Origin of the sequence: Streptomyces sp. BB1-1-1 (genome assembly GCF_031597775.1) — a bacterium.
Lineage (GTDB): Bacteria > Actinomycetota > Actinomycetes > Streptomycetales > Streptomycetaceae > Streptomyces > Streptomyces thinghirensis.
In genome coordinates this window covers 1,313,946-1,334,152 of record NZ_CP134203.1, presented here as the reverse complement: position 1 = coordinate 1,334,152, position 20,207 = coordinate 1,313,946, and the positions used below count along the sequence as shown (strand labels likewise).

The window sequence follows — 20,207 nt, the reverse complement described above, 5'->3', positions numbered from 1 at the left end:
GCGGCACGCGCCCGCGCGACGACCGGGCGGCCCCCTGTGCGGGAGGGACCGCCCGGCCCGGTACGCGGAGAGCGGGGGCTATTCGAGTAGCTCCGCGTACGAGCCCATGGCGAGGGCTATGTCCGCCTGGGCCCAGAACCGGTGGTACGTGAACGTGGGCGCGGCACCGCCCGCGAGATAGCTCTCGATCTTCGACCAGGCCGGGTCGTCCTGGTAGAAGGAGCGGATCGAGGAGAAGGTCGACGACGCGTCGATCGTGTCGCCGTTCGGCATGGTCCCGGTCCAGCCGTTCGGCACGTGCACCGGGTCGTCGAAGCGGTTGTAGTCGGCGCGGGTCTCCGGGACGGCGATGCCGAGCGCGTCCTGGTTGTTCTCCCACATGCCGTCGAGCAGCGCCTTGGCGGTCGCGGCCGCCTCGGTGTCGCCCGAGCGGTCGGCGTAGTACGTCAGGGTCTTGGCGTACGCCGCCGCCACGCCGACGTCGTTGGTGTAGTCCGAGACGGTGACGTGCAGTTCGCTGTTGTCACCCGGGGAGGAGGCGTTCCAGGTGTCGGGCTGCCCCGACCACCGCATCGTCGACGGGATGCGGAAGGTGCCGTCCGGGTTGACCGTCGTCTCCGACAGCGCCCAGGCGACCCACTTGTCCAGGACCTCCCTCGCGTCGGCGTCACCGCTCTGCTGGTAGTACTCGGCGACCCGCTCCATGGACCACGCCTGGAAGCCGAACCACTGGTTGGACGGCGGGTCGTGGTACACCGGCTTCTCGTCGTAGTACATGCCGTAGAAGGTCGGCGTACCGGCCGGCGGTGTCGCGTACCGGCCCGCCCAGCTGTTGGTCGCGCCGCCCGCGATGGCGCCCTCGTCGGACTGCAGCCAGCGGTAGAACTCCACCTGCCGGTCGAGGGACTTGGCCCAGTCCGAGACGCCGGTGGCCGACTTGGGCTTCAGGTCGTCGTAGGTGCTCAGCGCGTACGCCGCCAGCGGGTTCTGGTAGCCGCCGTGGGTGTGGCTGGAGCCGATGCGCCAGGCCCAGCCCGCCGAGGTGTCGACGGCGCCGCCCCAGGCGTAGTACCAGGACAGCAGGTAGTGCGAGGAGTCCTTGCCGGTGCCGGCCGGGCAGCTGGTGGGCCCCACGCAGTTACCGACCTTCTTGAAGTACTTGTCGAACATGGCGTAGCGCAGGTAGTCGCCCATCTTGGCGGCCTTGTCCAGGGTCCCGGCGATCTCCTCGCCCTTGCCCTGCTCCTCGGCCCAGATGTCGGCCCAGTACGCGGCCTGCACGGCCCGCGCGTCGGCGTCCGGGGCGTTGGTGAACTTCCACTGCTTGGCGTAGGACGCGTCACCGGTGAACAGGTCCAGGTAGCCGTTCGGACCGCCGTACTTGAAGGCGTCGCAGGTCGGCTGCGGCACCGTCTCCCACACCGACTCCTGCGCGCCGCGCTGGAAGGTGTTGATGTAGGAGGGGCCGGTGTCCGTGGGGCCGGCCTCGCACTTGCCGGGCGAGTTGCCGTAGCCGTAGGTGTTGTCGACGTCCTGGAGCCAGTGCATGCCGTAGACGTCGTCCGTGCCGTACGCCGACCTCAGCTCGGCGGCGATCGGGTCGGGGCCGACGGAGACCGCGCCGTCCAGGGGTGCCGGGTACTCCTCCGGCGTGTCCAGCTCGGGCGCGTACGTCGCCGGCTTCGAGGCGTTGTAGGCCGAGTTGGTCGGCTGGTCGGCGTGCGTGGGGATCATGTACGTCTCCATGATCTCCCAGGCGTTGTTGAACCGGGTCCAGTCGCCGGTGACCTTGCCGTACATGGCCTGGAGCCACAGCAGGTAGCTGTACGCCTCGGAGGTGGTCTCGTGCCCGTGGTCCGGCGCCTCGACGATCAGTGTCTCCACCGAGTGGTACGGGATGCCCTCCGGCGAGAAGTAGCCGTTCGCCGGGTCGGTGATCTTCCCGTACAGCTCCAGGAAGCGGGCGTCGTAGTCCTTCGCCGCGGCCAGCTGGGTCACGTTGACCGCGGCCTTGCCGTGGCCGGGGGCCGTCGACTCGAAGACCGCCGAGCCGGTGCCGGAGGCGTCGGCCGCGATGGTCACCTGCTGGGCGGTGTTCCAGTTCGACGGGGTGAAGGTGAGGCTCGCCCCACCGGAGACGGTGAGGCCGGTGTTGCCGCTCGCGCGGGCCGTCGTCACCGCGACGTTCGCGGTCGGCTGCTTGGAGAGCTTGACCTCGTACGTCCCCGACTCGCCCTGCTGGACGCCCAGTTGGGCGGGCGTGGCCACCACGGTCGGTCCCGAGGCGACCGTGATGCCGACCGGCGTGGAGTCCGCGGAGGCGCCCATGCTGTCGTACGCCTTGGCCACCAGTGAATGACTGCCCACGGTCAAGTCGGTGGCGGAGTACGCGTAGGGCGAGCTGGTGTCGGTGGCCAGCAGCCTGGTGTCGTCGTAGAACTCCACCTTGCTGATGGTGGCGCCGTCGGCCGCGGCCGCCGTGGCCGCCAGCGGGACCGCCTCGCCCTGCGAGTACACCGCGCCCGCCTCCGGGCTGGTCAGCACGGTGATCGGCGGCTGGTGCGCGCCGGCGCAGGCGGTGCCGTTGACCGCGAAGCTCGTCGGCGCGGTGTTGGTGCCGCTGTAGGTGAACTGTCCGCCGGTGGAGACGGCGGCCCCGGCGGCGATCCGTGCGTTGTACGAGGCGTTCTTCACGGTGACGGTCCGGCCCGACTGGGACCAGGTGCCGTTCCAGCCGTTGGCCAGCCTCTGGTCGCCCGCGTAGTCGTACGTCAGCGCCCAGCCGTCGATGGCGTCGCTGCCGCGGTTGGTGAGCGTCAGCTCCGCGGTGAAGCCGGAGCCCCAGTCGTTGGTCCGGTAGTCCACGCTGCACTGAAGTGCCGCTGCCTGAGCGGGTGTCGAGCCCGTACTCAGCATCGTGAGGGGTAGCGCGAGGGCCGCCAGCGCGGCCGTCCACAGCCGCCGCGCGGTGCGGGGTCTGCGTCTGTGTCCGGGGTGCATGGTGCTGGTTCCTCCTTGCGGCTCGGGGAGGGTGGGGGAGGAGCAACAAGCCTTGAACCAGTGGGAGCGCTCCCATAGTGATGAGAGGGTCCGAAGCGGTCAAGATGTGTGGCGAGTCGAAAAGATTCGACAGGCGCCGTTGAGAGAAAGTCAGTTACTCCCCTGTTCTTTGCCGTCACTTGGCGCTACCTTCGCTGGCACCAGTGGGAGCGGTTCCATCAGTCGACGCGTCCGTCACGGCGCGCCCGAACTGCAAGGAGTCGCTCATGCGACACCCCCCGCTCCACCTTCCGCGTTCAGGACTTTTAGCCGCGGTCGCGGCCTGTTCCACGCGTCATCGGCCGGCGTGCCGGCTCGCACATCCCCCGGGCGGTTCCACCGTGCCCGCGGGCCGTTCCTGACCTCCGAACGCGACGGCACCCCCATGCCGTCCGGCAGCGGGCCGCGCCCGGCACGCGCGCGGCCCCGGACGACAGCACCCGCACCCCCACGAAAGAAGGAACCCGCACTCATGACCCGTAGCAGAACCGCGATGCTCGCCGCCCTGGCGCTGGTCGCCGGGGCCTCCGGCACGGCCTTCGCCGCCCAGTCCGCGAACACCGGCGCGGCGGCCGTCCCCTGCACCGTCGACTACGAGGTACAGAACGACTGGGGCAGCGGCTTCACCGCCGCCGTGACCGTCACCAACAACGGCGCCGCCACCTCCGGCTGGTCGCTGGGGTGGACGTACGCCGGCAGTCAGAAGGTCACCAACAGCTGGAACGCGAAGGTCAGTCAGAGCGGTGCCGCCGTCACCGCGGCCAACGAGTCCTACAACGGGACCCTGTCCACGGGCGGTTCGGCGAGCTTCGGCTTCCAGGGCACCTACAGCGGCAGCAACGCGATCCCGGCCACCTTCACCCTCAACGGCGCGACCTGCAACGTCGACGACGGCGGTTCGACCGGCCCCGACCCGACCGATCCGCCGGACCCGACGGACCCGCCCGGCACGGGAGACAAGGTCGACAACCCGTACACCGGCGCCCAGGTCTACGTGAACCCGGAGTGGTCCGAGAAGGCCGCCGCCGAACCGGGCGGCAGCCGCATCGCGAACCAGCCCACCGGCGTCTGGCTCGACCGGATCGCCGCCATCGAGGGCGTGAACGGCGGCATGGGTCTGCGCGACCACCTCGACGAGGCCCTGACGCAGAAGGGCTCCGGCGAACTCGCCGTCCAGCTCGTCATCTACAACCTGCCCGGCCGTGACTGCGCGGCCCTCGCCTCCAACGGCGAGCTGGGCCCGACGGAGATCGACAGGTACAAGACCGAGTACATCGACCCGATCGCCGCGATCCTCGCCGACCCGAAGTACGCGGACCTCCGGATCGTCACCACGGTGGAGATCGACTCGCTGCCCAACCTGGTCACCAATGTCAGCGGGCGGCCGACCGCCACGCCGAACTGCGACGTGATGAAGGCCAACGGCAACTACCAGAAGGGCGTCGGCTACGCCCTGAACAAGCTCGGCGACATCGGCAACGTCTACAACTACGTGGATGCCGGCCACCACGGCTGGCTCGGCTGGGACAGCAACTTCGGTCCCTCCGCCGACATGTTCAAGACCGCCGCCACCACCGAGGGCGCGACCGTCGGCGACGTGCACGGCTTCATCGTCAACACCGCCAACTACAGCGCCCTGAAGGAGGAGAACTTCAAGATCACGGACTCGGTGAACGGAACCCCCGTGCGCCAGTCCGACTGGGTGGACTGGAACCAGTACACCGACGAGCTGTCCTACGCCCAGGCCATGCGCGACAAGCTGGTCTCGATCGGCTTCGACCAGAACCTCGGCATGCTGATCGACACCTCCCGCAACGGCTGGGGCGGCGCCGACCGGCCCACCGGACCGGGCGCGACGACCGACGTGAACACCTACGTGGACGGTGGGCGCTACGACCGCCGCATCCACCTCGGCAACTGGTGCAACCAGTCCGGCGCCGGCCTCGGCGAGCGCCCGCAGGCCTCTCCCGCCGCCGGGATCGACGCGTACGTCTGGATGAAGCCCCCGGGCGAGTCCGACGGCGCGAGCGAGGAGATCCCGAACGACGAGGGCAAGGGCTTCGACCGGATGTGCGACCCCACGTACGAGGGCAACGCGCGCAACGGCAACAACCCGTCGGGCGCCCTGGGCGACGCCCCGGTGTCCGGGCACTGGTTCTCCGCGCAGTTCCAGGAGCTGATGAAGAACGCCTACCCGCCGCTGTCCTGAGCGGGCTCCGGCGTAGGTGACGCCGTCGGGGTCCGGTCTTCGGGCCGGGCCCCGGTGGCGCTTCCGTCTTTTGCGGTTACGGCAACAGAATTTGCCCGGACGCGGTGAGTCGTCGCACGCTGGCGGCATCGCGAACGGGAGGCTGACCATCATGGCGCACGACCACCACCACCAGCACGAGCACCACCACCCCGGACCCGGGCACGACCACGACCACGACCACGCCGACGTCGACTGGGCCGACATGGCCCCGCTGCTGGAGGCGCAGGCGGAGCTGTACACGCCGCTGTACCGGCAGGCCATGGCCTGGCTGGCGCGGGATGCGCCCGAGCCCGGCCTGGTCGTCGACGTCGGCAGCGGCCCCGGTGTCGTCTCCTGCCTGTTCGCCGACACCTTCCCCGACGCGCGCGTCGTCGCCGCCGACGGCGCCGGCCCGCTCCTGGACCGGGCCCGCGACCGTGCCGACCGGCTCGGTGTCGGCGACCGCTTCGGCACCCTCACCGGTGACCTGCCCGGCGTACTGGGCGAACTGGACTACCCGGCCGACCTGATGTGGGCCAGCCAGAGCCTGCACCACCTCGGCGACCAGCGCGCGGCCCTCGCCGCGCTCGGCGGGCACCTCGCGCCCGGCGGCACGCTGGCGATCCTGGAGGGCGGACTGCCCGCCCGGTTCCTGCCCCGCGACATCGGCATCGGGCGCCCCGGGCTGCAGGCCAGGATGCACGCCGTGGAGGAGGACTCGTTCGCCGAGATGCGCGCGAGCCTGTCCGGCACCGTGGCCGAGACCGAGGACTGGCCCGCGATGCTGACCTCGGCGGGCCTGAAGCACACCGGCACCCGCAGCTTCCTGCTGGACCTGCCGGCGCCGCTCACGGACGAGGCCCGCGCGTACGTCACCACCTCACTGTCCCGGCTGCGCGACCGGTTCGGGGACGGCCTCGACGCCGTCGACCGGGCCACGCTCGACCGGCTGCTCGACCCCGGGGACGAGGCGAGCGTGCACCGGCGCCAGGACGTGTTCGTACTGGTGGCGCACACGGTCTACACGGCCCAGCGGCCTTCCTGAACCGAAGGGGCCCGGTCGCATCGACCGGGCCCCTTCGCGCGAGACGACGTCTCATTCCCCGTTGAACTCCGCGGGGTCGAAGCCGAGGCGCCGGTCCTCGTTCAGCGCGCTGATCGCCGCGAGGTCCTCGGTGTCCAGGGTGAAGCCGAACACGTCGATGTTCTCCTTGATCCGGGACGGCGTCACGGACTTCGGGATCACCACGTTGCCGATCTGGAGGTGCCAGCGCAGCACGACCTGGGCCGGGGTGCGGCCGTGCTTCCGGGCGATCGCCACGATCGCCGGGACCTCCAGCAGTCCCTTGCCCTGGCCGAGCGGGGACCAGGCCTCGGTGGCGATGCCCTGCTCCGCGTGGTACTCGCGGGCGGCGTGCTGCTGGAGGTGCGGGTGCAGCTCGATCTGGTTGACGGCCGGGATGACCGACGTCTCGCCGATCAGCCGCTCCAGGTGCTCCGGGTAGAAGTTGGAGACGCCGATGGCGCGGATCCGGCCGTCGGCGTGCAGCTTCTCGAACGCCTTGTACGTGTCGACGTACCGCTCCTTGGCCGGCATGGGCCAGTGGATCAGGTACAGGTCGACGTACTCCAGGCCCAGCTTCGCCAGCGACGTGTCGAAGGCGCGCAGGGTGGAGTCGTACCCCTGGTCCTTGTTCCAGAGCTTAGTGGTGACGAAGAGGTCCTCGCGGGCGATGCCGGAGGCGGCGATCGCCTTGCCGGTGCCCTCTTCATTGCCGTAGATCGCCGCTGTGTCGATGCTGCGGTACCCGGCCTCCAGCGCCTGGGCGACGGCCGTTTGGGCCTCGTCGTCCGGCACCTGCCAGACGCCGAAGCCCAGCTGGGGCATCTCGACGCCGTTGTTCAGGATGATCGGGGGGACCTTGCTGCTCACGAGCTCTTGATCCTTCGGTTGTGGTCAGGTGGTACTCATATCGTCAACGATCACGGCCGCCGACGCATTCCTGACCGGCGAAGTCACGCCGTGTACAGCGCCTCGACCTCGCTGCCGTAGGCCTTCTCGATGGCCTTGCGCTTCAGTTTCAGCGAGGGCGTCAGCAGCCCGTGCTCCTCGGTGAACGGCTGGGCGAGGATGCGGAACGTGCGGATCGACTCGGCCTGCGACACCAGCGTGTTGGCGGCGACGACCGCGCGCCGCACCTCCGTCTCCAGGTCCGCGTCGTGCACCAGCTCGGTCGGGGGCATCTGCGGCTTGTTGCGCATCGTCAGCCAGTGCTCGACCGCCTCCTGGTCGAGGGTGATGAGCGCGGCGACGTAGGGCCGGTCGTTGCCGACGACGATGCACTGGTTGACCAGCGGATGGTCCCGGACGCGCTCCTCCAGCAGACCGGGGGAGACGCTCTTGCCGCCGGAGGTCACCAGGATCTCCTTCTTGCGCCCGGTGATGGTGAGGTAGCCGTCCTCGTCCAGGGCGCCCAGGTCACCGGTGGCCAGCCAGCCGTCCTGGAGGGTCTCGTCGGTGGCCTTGGGGTTGTTCAGGTAGCCCTGGAAGACGTTGTCGCCGTTCAGCCAGATCTCGCCGTCGTCCGCGATGTGCACGGTGACGCCCGGGACGGGCACCCCGACGGTGCCGAAGCGGGTGCGTTCGGGCGGGTTGGCGGTGGCGGCGGCCGTGGACTCGGTCAGGCCGTAGCCCTCGTAGATCTGCACGCCCGCGCCCGCGAAGAACAGCCCCAGGCGCCGGTCCATCGCCGAGCCGCCCGACATGGCGTTGCGGATGCGCCCGCCCATCGCGGCCCGCACCTTGGTGTAGACGAGCTTGTCGAAGAGCTGGTGCTGCATGCGCAGCCCCGCCGACGGGCCGGGGCCGATGCCCCAGGCCTTCGCCTCCACCGCCTCCGCGTACTTCACGGCCACGTCGACGGCCTTCTCGAAGGGACCGGCCTTCCCCTCCTTCTCGGCCTTGCGCCGGGCCGCGTTGAACACCTTCTCGAAGATGTACGGCACGGCCAGGATGAAGGTCGGCCTGAAGGCCGCCAGGTCGGGCAGCAGGACGGCGGCGTTCAGCTGCGGCTGGTGGCCGAAGCGGACCCGGCCCCGGATCGCCGCGACCTCCACCATCCGGCCGAAGACGTGGGCGAGCGGCAGGAAGAGCAGGGTGGCCGCCTCGTCGCCCTTCCTGGAGTGGAACACCGGCTCCCAGCGCTCGATGACGGTGTCCGCCTCGTACATGAAGTTGCCGTGCGAGATGACGCAGCCCTTGGGGCGGCCGGTGGTGCCCGAGGTGTAGATGACGGTGGCGGGCGTGTCGGGCGTGACCGCCTGCCGGTGCCGGTGCACCACCTCGTCGTCCAGGTGGGCGCCCGCGTCGTACAGCTCCTGGACGGCGCCGGAGTCGAGCTGCCACAGGCCGCGCAGGTGCGGCAGCCGGTCGATGACGGTGGCGATCGTCATCGCGTGGTCCTCGTGCTCGACGACCGCGGCGGTCACCTCGGCGTCGTACAGCATCCACACGCACTGCTCGGCCGACGAGGTCGGGTAGATGGGCACGACCTGGGCACCGATCGTCCACAGGGCGAAGTCGAAGAGGGTCCACTCGTAGCGGGTGCGGGACATGATGGCGACCCGGTCGCCGAAGCGGACGCCCTGGGCGAGCAGCCCCTTGGCGAGGGCCAGCACCTCGTCGCGGAACGCGCCGGCGGTCACGTCCCGCCACCGCCCGGCGTCGTCCTTGCGGCCGAGCGCGATGTGCCGCGGATCCTCCTGGGCATGCCGGAAGACGACGTCGGCCAGCCCGCCCACCGGTGGTGCCGACGTCGACGGAGGACTGGTGAACTCGCGCAAACCCCGCTCCCCGCTTCTGGTGACGCCCCCGCACAGCGCGGTGAAAGCTACCCCACCCGGCGCGGGGGCGGGAGGGGTGTCAAAATCGAACAGGGCTCATGTTCGCGCTGGTCAGCAAGGGAAAATGCGCTCACATGGGGAAGGGTCGGACACATTCCTGACCGTTGAGTAAGTTTCGGTGCCGTAATCTCCACGGAATCTGTACGACCCGCTTACCGTCGGTACGGTGGGTGACTCCGACGGCTGTCCGGGTCATCCGAGACCCGTGCTCCGAGCCCGGTGCAGCCGGTCGCCGCCCGCCAGGATCGCCGACGCGAGGGCGTCGGCCGCGCCCCGCGCCGAGGGGTGGCGCCGGCCGTGCACCAGCACGAAGTCGACACGGCCCAGTTCGGGCAGTCCGGCCCGCTCCGGCACCCGCACCAGGCCGGGCGGGACGAGCCCGCGCGAGTGCGCCATCACGCCGAGGCCCGCGCGGGCCGCCGCGATCAGGCCGTTGAGGCTGCCGCTGGTGCACGCGACGCGCCACTCGCGGCCCTGCCGCTGCAGGGCCTCCAGCGCGAGCGCGCGGGTGATGCCCGGCGGCGGATAGACGATGAGCGGCACCGGACGGTCCGGGTCGACGCGCAGCCGCTCCGCGCCGATCCACACCAGCCGGTCGCGCCAGACCGGCTCGCCCCGCGGGTCCTGCGGCAGCCGCTTGGCCAGCACCAGGTCGAGCTTCCCGGCGGCCAGCTGCTCGTGCAGCGTGCCCGACAGCTCCACCGTCAGCTCCAGGTCGACCTCGGGGTGGTCGTGCCGGAAGCCCTCCAGGATCTCCGGCAGCCGGGTCAGCACGAAGTCCTCGGACGCCCCGAAGCGCAGCCGCCCGCGCAGCCGGGTGCCGGTGAAGAAGGCCGTCGCCTGCTCGTGCACCTCCAGGATCCGGCGCGCGAACCCGAGCATCGCCTCCCCGTCCTCCGTCAGCTCCACGGAGTGCGTGTCACGGTCGAACAACTGCCGGCCGGTGGCGTCCTCCAACCGCCGCACGTGCTGGCTCACGGTCGACTGGCGCAGCCCGAGCCGCCGGGCGGCCTGCGTGAAGCTCAGCGTCTGGGCCACCGACAGGAACGTGCGCAGGTGGGAAGGGTCGTACACCCCTCCAGCCTATCGCCGGACGTGATGACAGTCAGAGCGGTATACCGGATTCCCGATCGCGCGGTGAGAGAGCACGATGGAGCGGGGACCCGCGACCCGTCCTCGACCTTCGGGCGACAGTGAACAAGACAGCGAACGAGAACGAGCAAGTGGAGCACCGTGAAACGCCTGCGATGGCCGCGTTGGATGCCGATCGACCCGTACATCCTGCTGCTGCTCGGGACGGTGGGCCTCGCGGCGCTGCTGCCGGCCCGCGGCACGGGCGCGGATGTCGCCTCCGGTGCCTCCACCGCCGCGATCGCCTTCCTCTTCTTCCTCTACGGTGCCCGGCTCTCCACCCGTGAGGCGATGGACGGCCTGCGGCACTGGCGGCTCCACGTCACGGTGCTCGCCTGCACCTTCGTCGTCTTCCCGCTGCTCGGCCTCGCCTCCCGCGGACTCGTCCCGGTCTTCCTGACCGACCCCCTCTACCAGGGGCTGCTCTTCCTCACCCTGGTCCCGTCGACCATCCAGTCGTCGATCGCCTTCACCTCCATCGCCCGCGGCAACGTGCCCGCCGCGATCTGCGCGGGTTCCTTCTCCTCGCTGGTGGGCATCGTCGGCACGCCGCTGCTGGCCGCCGTCCTGCTGGGCAGCGGTGGGGGCGGGTTCTCCGCCGACTCGGTCGTCAAGATCGTGCTGCAACTGCTGGTGCCGTTCGTCGCCGGGCAGGTGCTGCGCCGTTGGATCGGGGGCTTCGTCGCCCGGCACAAGAAGGTCCTCGGGCTCGTCGACCGCGGCTCGATCCTCCTCGTCGTGTACACGGCATTCAGCGAGGGCATGGTCCAGGGCGTCTGGCATCAGGTCAGCCCGGTCCGGCTGGCCGGGCTGCTGGCCGTGGAGGCCGTGCTGCTCGCCGTGATGCTGCTGCTGACCTGGTACGGGGCGAAGGCGCTGCGCTTCGGCCGGGAGGACCGGATCGCCATCCAGTTCGCCGGGTCGAAGAAGTCCCTGGCCGCCGGGCTGCCGATGGCGAGCGTCCTGTTCGGCGCCCAGGCCTCACTGGCCGTGCTGCCGCTGATGCTCTTCCACCAGATGCAGTTGATGGTGTGCGCGGTCATCGCCAAGCGCCGGTCGCACGACCCGGAGGCGGTCACCGCCGAGCAGTCCGGAGAGCCCGGGAAGCCCGAGCGGCCCGAGCAGTCCGGAGAGCCCGAGCGGTCCGAGAAGCCCGCGGCCCCGGCGCGCGGCAGGGTCGGCACCGGGAACCGCTGAGCCGGCGAGGGCCCCTCAGCCGCCCGCCGCCACGCTGTCCATGGGCAGATGCAGCACGGTGTCCCCGATGGCCGACGGCGGGTTCCCGGCGGCCATCTCCTCGTCGGTCAGCGCCCGGTTCCAGACGTGCACCTCGTCGATCGCGCCGGTGAAGCGGGCCCGGCCGTCCACGCGCTCCCCGATGTGCACGCCGAACGGCGAGTTCCGACTGACCGAGCCCGGCACGTCCGCCGCGCCGGCCGTCGTGCCGTCGACGGACAGTGTGAGCCGGCCTCCGCCGCGCCGCAGCGCGAGGTGGTGCCAGCGGCCGTCGTTGTGGGCGCGGTCGGTGCGCACCCACGCCGAGCGCGGGGCCGCCCCGCCCTCGCGCGTGGTGATCAGTCCCTGGACGCGGCCGTTGCCGGGCTCGGCGCGCAACCACACCTGGGGCTGCGTGGTGCCGACCCCGCCCATCCACAGCAGCGGCTGCTCCCCGTCGTCCGCCGAGTACCGGAACCACAGCGACGCCGTGAAGTCCCCGGCCCCGAGCGGAAGCCGCTCGTCGTACGGCAGCCGTACGGCGTCGTCGGCACCGTCGAAGGCGAGCGCGCCCCCCGCCGCGCCGTCCGTCGTACCGGCGCCGCCGAGCACGGCCGCGGGCGCGGCACCCGCGGCGAGGTCGGGGGTGGTGGGGTCGGCGGCCCGGCGCGGCTGGAGCCAGTCCTCGGTGAAGCGCGCGAAGCGGATCTCGTCGCGGGCGTCCACCGCCCCGGCCTCGTACAGCAGGCCCACCGTTTCGTCGTCGACGGCCGCCATGTCGGAGTAGCCGGACCAGTCCCGCGTGACGACCGTGCCGCGGTCCACGCTGTCCCAGGTCGCGCCGCCGTCGTAGGAGGAGCGGACCGTCATCGTCCGGCGGCGGTCGGGGTCGGCGGGGGCGGACAGCAGCATCCGGTCGCCGAGGCGGAGTACGGCACCCTGCACCTGCGGGGTGTACAGGTCCGGGAGGGCCTGGAAGGGGGCGGCGAAACTGTCGCCGCCGTCGCGGCTGACGGCCAGGGTGCGGTGACCGAGGTCGGTGCCGTTCTCCTCCCGGCCGCTGACCAGGAGCGACCCGTCGGCGCGTTCGGTGAGGGTGACCTCGGACGGCTTCTGCCGGAACGTGCCGTCGGCGGCGACGGGCCAGGTGTCGGTGGCGCCGACCTTCCAGTGCTCGCCCCCGTCGTCGCTGACCGCGAGCGCCGCGTGGTTGGCGGTGACCCTCCCCCAGCCTCCGGCCGGGGGGACCCCCATCTCGCTTCGCTCGCCGTCCCAGGTCTCGGCGTTGACGCCGACCACGAGCCGCCCGGGGTGGCTGCCGCCGGTGAGCTGGATGCCGTGCACGGGGCCGGTCGCGTACCAGGAGTTCCAGTCGGGCGGCAGGATGTCGGCGCTCAGGTCGCGGGGCGCGGACCAGGTGCGGCCGTCGTCGTCGCTGTACTGGAGGTGGGGGGTGCGGGCGCAGGGCACCGCGCAGCCGGCGGCGTCCGTACGGCCGGCGTTGTACGTCTCGACCAGCAGGATCCGGCCAGTGGTGCGGTCCACGACCGGGGCGGGGTTGCCGTGGGTGTCGCCGCCGCCGTCGTTGACGACCTGGAGCGGTCCCCAGGTGCGTCCGCCGTCGGTGGAGCGCTTGACGACGATGTCGATGTCACCGGCGTCCCCGCAGTTGAGGACGCGGCCCTCGGCGAAGGCCAGCAGGGTGTCGTCCGTCGTCCGCACGATCGCCGGGATGCGGAAGCAGGTGTAGCCGCCCGGGTCCTGGTCCGCCCTGAAGAGGACCTGCTGCTCGAACTCCGGCGCCCGGCTCCCGGCTTCGGCGTGGGCGGGGAGCGTGGCGGCGGCCAGGGCGAAGAGGGAGGCGAGGGCGAGCAGGGGGGAGCGCGGAAGCGTGCGGGGAGGTGACGGCATGGAACGGTCTGCCCTTCAGGCGGCTGGTCGGGAGCCGGTCGTCAGGACATCAGTACATCAGGACGTTCCCCGCCCGATACGCCCCGTGCGATCCACGCGCGTGTCGCCCGACGGCGCCTCAGAAGACGCGGGGGAGAAGGGAATCGAGACGGGGCCCCTGCGGCGCAGGGGGCGCTCCCCGCCGGTCGGGGCCCCGCCGCCGTGCCGCGGGAACCGGGTCAGCCCTGGGCGGCCGCGGCCCGCAGGGCGACGCGGTCCTCACCCGCGTACACGTTCATGGAGCTGCCGCGCAGGAAGCCCACCAGTGTCAGCCCCGTCTCGGCGGCCAGGTCCACCGCGAGCGAGGACGGCGCCGACACCGCGGCGAGCACGGGGATGCCCGCCATCACGGCCTTCTGCGCCAGCTCGAACGAGGCCCGGCCCGACACCAGCAGGACCGACCGGGACAGCGGCAGGTCCCCGTTCTGGAGGGCGCGGCCGACCAGTTTGTCGACGGCGTTGTGCCGGCCCACGTCCTCCCGTACGTCCACCAGCTCGCCGGCCTCGGTGAACAGGGCCGCCGCGTGCAGGCCGCCGGTCCGGTCGAAGACCCGCTGGGCGGCGCGCAGCCGGTCGGGCAGGTCCGCCAGCAGTTCCGGGGTGACGCGGACCGGGGGAGTGTCGGCGATGGGCCAGCGGGCCGTCGTACGCACCGCGTCCAGGCTGGCCTTGCCGCACAGGCCGCAGGACGAGGTCGTGTAGACGTTCCGCTCCAGCGTGATGTCCGGGATCGGCACGTCCGGGGTCGTCCGCACGTCGACGACGTTGTACGTGTTGGCTCCGTCCGCCGTCGCGCCCGCGCAGTACACGATGTTCTGGAGGTCGCCCCGCTCGGCGAGCACCCCCTCGCTGACCAGGAACCCGGCCGCGAGCGCGAAGTCGTCGCCCGGAGTGCGCATCGTGATCGCGAGGGGCTTGCCGTTCAGCCGGATCTCCAGCGGTTCCTCGGCGACGAGCGTGTCGGGGCGGGTGGAGACCGCGCCGTCCCGTATGCGGATCACCTTGCGTCGTTCCGTGACTCGTCCCATTGTCCGTGCCCCTTGTGCCGGTCAGTCCCGGTTCTGTACGTGCTGGTAGCCGAAGCGGCCCTTGATGCAGAGGTTGCCGTGGGTCACCGGGTTGTCGTGCGGCGAGGTGACCTTCACGATCTCATTGTCCTGCACGTGGAGGGTGAGGTTGCAGCCCACTCCGCAGTACGCGCACACCGTGGTCGTCTCCGTCTGCCGCGCCTGGTCCCAGGTGCCCGCGGCGCGCATGTCGAACTCCGATCTGAACGACAGGGCCCCCGTGGGGCAGACCTCGATGCAGTTGCCGCAGTAGACGCACGCCGAGTCGGTCAGCGGGGCGTCCTGCTCGACCGAGATCCGGGCGTCGAAGCCGCGCCCGGAGACGGAGATCGCGAACGTGTTCTGCCACTGCTCGCCGCAGGCGTCCACGCACTTGTAGCACAGGATGCACTTGCCGTAGTCGCGTACGTACAGGTCGTTGTCGGTCCTGGGCTCCTCGTCGACGCGGGCGGCGTCCGGGCCGAAGCGGTCGGGCTTCGCCTCGTACTCCTTGATCCACCGCGCGACCGCGGGGGTCGTGGACAGGTCGACCGACGAGGCGAGCAGTTCGAGGACGACCTTGCGGCTGTGCCGGGCGCGCTCGGTGTCCGTGCGCACCACCATGCCCGGCTCGGCCCTGCGTGAGCAGGCGGGCGCGAGGGTCCGGGCGCCCTCGACCTCCACCACGCAGACCCGGCAGGCGTTCTTCGGGGTGAGGGTGTCGCCCTCGCACAGGGTCGGGACGTCCTTTCCGGCTGCCCGGCAGGCGTCGAGGATCGTCGACCCCTCGGGGACCCGGGCGTCCTGACCGTCGAGGGTGAACTCCACCAGCCGGCGCGGCACTCCGAGCGGTATCGCGGTCATTCGTAGGCCCCCAGACGGTCGATGGCGGATTCCACGGCGTTCCACGCGGTCTGCCCGAGACCGCAGATCGAGGCGTCCCGCATCGCGCGGCCGACCTCGCGCAGCAGGGCGATGTCGTCGGCCGCGGCGGCACCCGTGCGCTCCACGATCCGGCGCAGCGCCTCCTCCTGGCGCACGGTCCCGACCCGGCACGGCACGCACTGCCCGCACGACTCGTCGCGGAAGAACTCCGCGACGCGCAGCAGCAGCCGGGGAAGCGGGACGGTGTCGTCGAAGGCCATGACGACACCGGAGCCGAGCGTCGTGCCGGCCTCCCGGGTGCCCTCGAAGGTGAGGGGGATGTCGAGTTCGTCGGGGCGTACGAAGCCGCCCGCCGCGCCGCCGAGCAGCACCGCCCGCAGCCCCTTCCGGACCCCGGCGAGCGTGAGCAGCTCGCCCAGCGTGGCGCCGAACGGGAGCTCGTAGACGCCGGGGCGGTCCACGCTTCCCGACACGCAGTACAGCTTGGGGCCGGTGGACGTCCGGGTGCCGATCGCCGCGTACGCCGGGGCCCCCATGGTCAGGATCGGCAGCACGTTGACCAGGGTCTCGACGTTGTTCTCCACCGTCGGCTTGCCGAACAGGCCCTTCTCCACGGGGAACGGCGGCTTGGAGCGGGGCTCGCCCCGGTAGCCCTCGATGGAGTTGAACAGGGCCGTCTCCTCACCGCAGATGTACGCGCCCGCGCCCCGGCGGATCTCGATGTCGAAGGCGTAGCCCTGGCCGAGGACGTCGTCGCCGAGCAGGCCGCGGGTGCGGGCCTGCGTGATGGCGTGGGTGAGGCGGGCGAGGGCGCGCGGGTACTCGCCGCGGAGGTAGAGGTAGCCCTTGTGCGCGCCGGTGGCGTACGCGGCGATCGTCATGGCCTCGACGAGCGCGTACGGGTCGCCCTCCATGAGCACGCGGTCCTTGAAGGTGCCGGGCTCGGACTCGTCGGCGTTGCAGACGAGGTAGTGCGGATGGTCGGGCTGGGCGGCCGTCGCCTGCCACTTGCGTCCGGTGGGGAAGGCGGCGCCGCCGCGGCCGGCCAGGCCCGCGTCGGTGACCTCGCGGATGACGCCGGCCGGGCCCAGCTCGAAGGCGCGGCGCAGCGCCGTGCAGCCGCCGTGGGCGCGGTAGTCGTCGAGGGAGGTGGGGTCGGCGGTGCCGATGCGTCCGAGGAGGGTGAGGGTGGACTCGCCGGTCTGGGGGACCGCTGCCGCCGGTGGGGGTTCGGCGGGCGCGGATTCGGGGGCGGTGGCGGCGTGGACGGCGGTGTCGGGGGTGGCGGGGGCGCATACGGCGGTGGCCCGCAGCTCCGATCGGCCCGCGCGCACCGCCAGAGCCGCCGGTGCCCGTTCGCACAGGCCCAGGCACGGGCCGCGCTCGACCCGCACCCCGCTGTCCGGTCCCAGCCGCCTCTCCACGGCCGCGCACAGGTCGATCGCCCCGGCCGCCGCGCACGCCAGGTCGGTGCAGAGGTGGAGCACCGTCGCCGGGCGGGGGCGGACCGAGAACATCGCGTAGAAGGTGGCGACGCCGTACGCCTCCGCCGGGGGCACCGTCAGGCGTCGGCACAGGTAGTCCAGGGCGCCGCCGCTGATCCAGCCGACCCGGTCGTTGACCGCGTGCAGCCCCGGCAGCAGCAGGTCGCGGCGGTCCCGGGCCTCCCGTCCACCGCGTGCCCACCGCAGGTCGGCGGGGTCCGTCCCGTCGCGGGCGGCGCCCTCCCAGGACGACTCGGGCGGGCCGAGCAGGGCGTCGACGGCCGCGCGTTCCTCGTCCGTCGGCTCGCTGTCACCGAAGCGCAGGTCCACCGGTGCTCACCTTCTCGATCCGGATCGCCGAGGCCTTGAACTCCGCCGTCCCGGCGATCGGGCAGTTGGCCTCGATGGTCAGCTGGTTGGTGTCCACCTCGTCGGGAAAGTGGAAGCTCATGAAGGCGAGCCCGGGTCGGAGCGCGGTGTCGACCCACACGGGCGCGAGCACCGACCCGCGCCGCGAGGTCACCCGCACCTCCTCGCCGACCACCACTCCGTAGCGCTCGGCGTCCTCCGGGCACAGCTCGACGGACTCGCCGCGGCGCAGGGGGGACGAGTAACTCCCGCTCTGCACGCCGGTGTTGTAGGAGTCGAGCCGCCTGCCCGTGGTCAGCCTGATCGGGTACTCCTCGTCGGTGAGGTCCACGGGCGGGTCGTGCCGGACGATGCCGAAGGGCGCGCGCGGGCCACGCCGGGCCGGGTCCGTCTGCCACAACCTGCCGTGCAGATAGGTCGGTTCCAGCTCCTCGGTGCTCGGGCACGGCCACTGGATGCCCTGGTGCTCCTCCAGGCGGGCGTACGTCATCCCGTGGTGGTCCGGTGACAGGGACCGCAGCTCGTTCCAGACGGCCTCGGCGTCGGCGTACTTCCAGTCGTGGCCGAGGCGGGCCGCCAGGTCGCAGAGGATGTCGACGTCCTCCCGTGCCTCGCCGGGCGGGGTCACGGCCCTGCGGACGCGCTGGACGCGCCGCTCGCTGTTGGTGGTGGTGCCCTCGGTCTCGGCCCAGCCGGCGGTCGCCGGGAGGACCACGTCGGCCAGCTCGGCGGTCTTCGTCAGGAAGATGTCCTGCACGACGAGGAAGTCCAGCGCCCGAAGGCGTCGTACGGCCTGTTCGCCGTCGGCCTCCGACTGCGCGGGGTTCTCGCCGATGCAGTAGACGGCGCGCAGCGAGCCGTCGTCCATGGCCTCGAACATCTCCGTCAGGGTGAGGCCGTGGTGCGGCTGGACGACCGTGTCCCAGGCCGTCTCGAACTTGATCCGGACCCCGGGGTCGAGCACGTCCTGGAAGCCGGGCAGCCGGTTGGGGATCGCGCCCATGTCACCGCCGCCCTGCACGTTGTTCTGGCCGCGCAGGGGCTGGAGCCCGGAGCCGTAGCGGCCCACGTGGCCGGTGAGCAGGGAGAGGTTGATCAGCGCGCGGACGTTGTCGGTGCCGTTGTGGTGCTCGGTGATGCCGAGGGTCCAGCACAGCTGGGCGCGCTCGGCGCGGGCGTAGGCGTGCGCGAGGTCGCGGATCGCGGCGGCCGGTACGCCCGTCACCTTCTCCGCGAGGGAGAGCGTCCACGGTTCGACCAGGGCCCGGTACTCCTCGTAGCCGGTGGTCGCGCGCCCGACGAACGCCTCGTTGACGAGCCCGGCGTGGATGATCTCGCGGCCGATCGCGTGCGCCAGCGGGATGTCCGTGCCGACGTTCGGGCCGAGCCAGCTCTCCGCCCACTCGGCGGTGGAGGTGCGGCGCGGGTCGACGGCGTACATGCGGGCGCCGCCCCGGATGCCCTTCAGCACGTGCTGGAAGAAGATCGGGTGGGCGAAGCGGGCGTTGGAGCCCCACATCACGATCACGTCGGTGTGCTCGATCTCCTCGTACGAGGAGGTCCCGCCGCCCGAGCCGAAGGCGGCCGACAGGCCCGCGACGCTCGGCGCGTGGCAGGTGCGGTTGCAGGAGTCGACGTTGTGGGTGCCCATGACGACCCGGGCGAACTTCTGCGCCACGTAGTTCATCTCGTTGGTCGCCCGGGCGCAGGAGAACATCCCGAACGCGCCGCGCGCCGCCGTCAGGCCCCGGGCGGTCCGGTCCAGGGCCTCGTCCCAGGTCGCCCGGCGCAACGGCGCGTCGCGGGAGTCGCGCACCAGCGGATGGGTGAGCCGGGTGTAGGTCTTCGGCTGCCGTTTCCTCATGTTCCTCATGCGGCACTCCTCAGCGCGAGCAGGTCCGAGATGGCGTGCACGGTGCGCAGGGTGGGCACCTCCACGCCGGTGATCTCCGCCAGTTCGACGACGGCCGCGAGGAGCACGTCGAGTTCGAGCGGCTTTCCGCGCTCCAGGTCCTGGAGCGTGGAGGTGCGGTGGTCGCCGACCTTCTCGGCGCCCGCGAGGCGGCGTTCGATGGAGACGCCGACCTCGCAGCCGAGGGCCTCGGCGACCGCCAGGGTCTCGGCCATCATGGTTGCGATCACCTGGCGGGTGCCGCCGTGCGCGCACATCTGTCGCATGGTGGCCCGCGCCAGGGCGCTGATCGGGTTGAAGGAGATGTTGCCGAGCAGCTTCAGCCAGACGTCGTTGCGCAGGTCCGGTTCGACCGGGCACTTCAGACCGCCCATGCGCATCGCCTCGCTGAACGCCGCGCAGCGTGCCGAGACGGACCGGTCGGGCTCACCGATCGAGAAGCGGGTGCCCTCCAGGTGCCGTACGACGCCCGGCCCCGCCAGCTCGGTGGCCGCGTAGACGACGCAGCCGACGGCCCGTTCGGGCGCGAGCACCGCACTGACCGTGCCGGCCGGGTCCACGCTCCGCAGGCGGCGTCCGTCGTACGGGCCGCCGTGCCGGTGGAAGTACCACCAGGGGATGCCGTTCTGGGCGGCCACGACCGCCGTGGTGTCGTGCAGCAGCGGCTCGATCAGCGGCCCGCACGCCGCGTACGAGTTGGCCTTCAGGCCCAGGAACACGTAGTCGACCGGGCCGACTTCGGCCGGGTCGTCGGTGGCACGGGTGTGCGCGGTGAAGTCGCCGCGCGGGCTGCGCACCCGTACGCCGTACTGCCTCATGGCCGCCAGATGCGGTCCACGGGCGATGAGATGCACGTCGGCGCCCGCACGGTGGAGCGCGGCGCCGACGTAGGCGCCGATCGCCCCGGCGCCGAGGACTGCGACCTTCATGGCGAGGGAGCTCCGTTCGGTCGAGGGATACCGCGGAACTGCCGAACGAGATGTCGACGAAATATTGTCTACAGTATGGAGGTTGGCGCAGCAAGGCTTTGTGCAAGGGCAAGG

The 20,207-nt window shown here is 71.7% G+C and carries 13 protein-coding genes; 3 read left to right on the top strand and 10 right to left on the bottom strand.

Going from position 1 to position 20,207, the window contains the following annotated elements; genetic code table 11:
• Positions 1-78 precede the first annotated feature (78 nt).
• Positions 79-3,000 carry a glycoside hydrolase family 48 protein gene (locus RI578_RS05985; protein ID WP_310870086.1) on the bottom strand — a complete coding sequence of 974 codons (2,922 nt, stop codon included), beginning with the start codon at positions 2,998-3,000 and terminating at the stop codon, positions 79-81.
• Positions 3,001-3,511: 511 nt separating this feature from the next.
• Between RI578_RS05985 and RI578_RS05980 the strand changes: the two genes are divergently transcribed.
• Entirely contained in the window at positions 3,512-5,248 is a 1,737-nt protein-coding gene (locus RI578_RS05980; RefSeq protein ID WP_310870085.1) for a glycoside hydrolase family 6 protein, read from the top strand.
• A 151-nt stretch (positions 5,249-5,399) separates the two neighbouring features.
• Positions 5,400-6,314 (top strand): class I SAM-dependent methyltransferase, encoded by a 915-nt coding sequence (locus RI578_RS05975; protein ID WP_310870084.1) that lies wholly within the window; start codon positions 5,400-5,402, stop codon positions 6,312-6,314.
• A 51-nt stretch (positions 6,315-6,365) separates the two neighbouring features.
• On the opposite strand, the gene RI578_RS05970 is transcribed toward RI578_RS05975, so the two are convergent.
• The 3 genes from RI578_RS05970 to RI578_RS05960 all read right to left on the bottom strand — a co-directional run bounded on the left by RI578_RS05970 (position 6,366) and on the right by RI578_RS05960 (position 10,246).
• Entirely contained in the window at positions 6,366-7,202 is an 837-nt protein-coding gene (locus RI578_RS05970; protein WP_310870083.1) for an aldo/keto reductase, read from the bottom strand.
• A gap of 83 nt (positions 7,203-7,285) precedes the next feature.
• Positions 7,286-9,112: an AMP-binding protein gene (locus RI578_RS05965; protein ID WP_310870082.1), complete on the bottom strand. Its 1,827-nt coding sequence runs from the start codon at positions 9,110-9,112 to the stop codon at positions 7,286-7,288.
• A 252-nt stretch (positions 9,113-9,364) separates the two neighbouring features.
• Positions 9,365-10,246, bottom strand: coding sequence for a LysR substrate-binding domain-containing protein (locus RI578_RS05960; RefSeq protein WP_310870081.1), 882 nt, complete (start codon positions 10,244-10,246; stop codon positions 9,365-9,367).
• A gap of 186 nt (positions 10,247-10,432) precedes the next feature.
• On the opposite strand from RI578_RS05960, the gene RI578_RS05955 reads away from it, so the two are divergent.
• The gene (locus RI578_RS05955; protein ID WP_310875682.1) at positions 10,433-11,500 is read left to right on the top strand and encodes a bile acid:sodium symporter family protein; all 1,068 of its coding nucleotides are present in this window, start codon (positions 10,433-10,435) and stop codon (positions 11,498-11,500) included.
• Positions 11,501-11,515: 15 nt separating this feature from the next.
• Here RI578_RS05955 and RI578_RS05950 read toward each other — a convergent pair whose 3' ends face one another.
• From RI578_RS05950 to RI578_RS05925, 6 genes are all read right to left on the bottom strand, one after another.
• The gene (locus RI578_RS05950) at positions 11,516-13,429 is read right to left on the bottom strand and encodes a sialidase family protein (RefSeq protein ID WP_310870080.1); all 1,914 of its coding nucleotides are present in this window, start codon (positions 13,427-13,429) and stop codon (positions 11,516-11,518) included.
• Between the two features lie 218 nt (positions 13,430-13,647).
• The gene (gene fdhD / locus RI578_RS05945) at positions 13,648-14,496 is read right to left on the bottom strand and encodes a formate dehydrogenase accessory sulfurtransferase FdhD (protein ID WP_310870079.1); all 849 of its coding nucleotides are present in this window, start codon (positions 14,494-14,496) and stop codon (positions 13,648-13,650) included.
• A 21-nt stretch (positions 14,497-14,517) separates the two neighbouring features.
• Positions 14,518-15,378 (bottom strand): 2Fe-2S iron-sulfur cluster-binding protein, encoded by an 861-nt coding sequence (locus RI578_RS05940; protein ID WP_310870078.1) that lies wholly within the window; start codon positions 15,376-15,378, stop codon positions 14,518-14,520.
• Entirely contained in the window at positions 15,375-17,213 is a 1,839-nt protein-coding gene (locus tag RI578_RS05935; protein ID WP_310870077.1) for an NADH-ubiquinone oxidoreductase-F iron-sulfur binding region domain-containing protein, read from the bottom strand. The genes RI578_RS05940 and RI578_RS05935 overlap by 4 nt, the downstream gene beginning before the upstream one ends.
• On the bottom strand, positions 17,194-19,116 hold the full coding sequence (locus RI578_RS05930) for a molybdopterin-dependent oxidoreductase (RefSeq protein ID WP_310875681.1): 1,923 nt from the start codon (positions 19,114-19,116) through the stop codon (positions 17,194-17,196). Before RI578_RS05930 ends, RI578_RS05935 begins: the two co-directional genes overlap by 20 nt.
• A 5-nt stretch (positions 19,117-19,121) precedes the next feature.
• Positions 19,122-20,093 (bottom strand): 2-dehydropantoate 2-reductase, encoded by a 972-nt coding sequence (locus RI578_RS05925; RefSeq protein WP_310870076.1) that lies wholly within the window; start codon positions 20,091-20,093, stop codon positions 19,122-19,124.
• Positions 20,094-20,207: the final 114 nt, after the last annotated feature.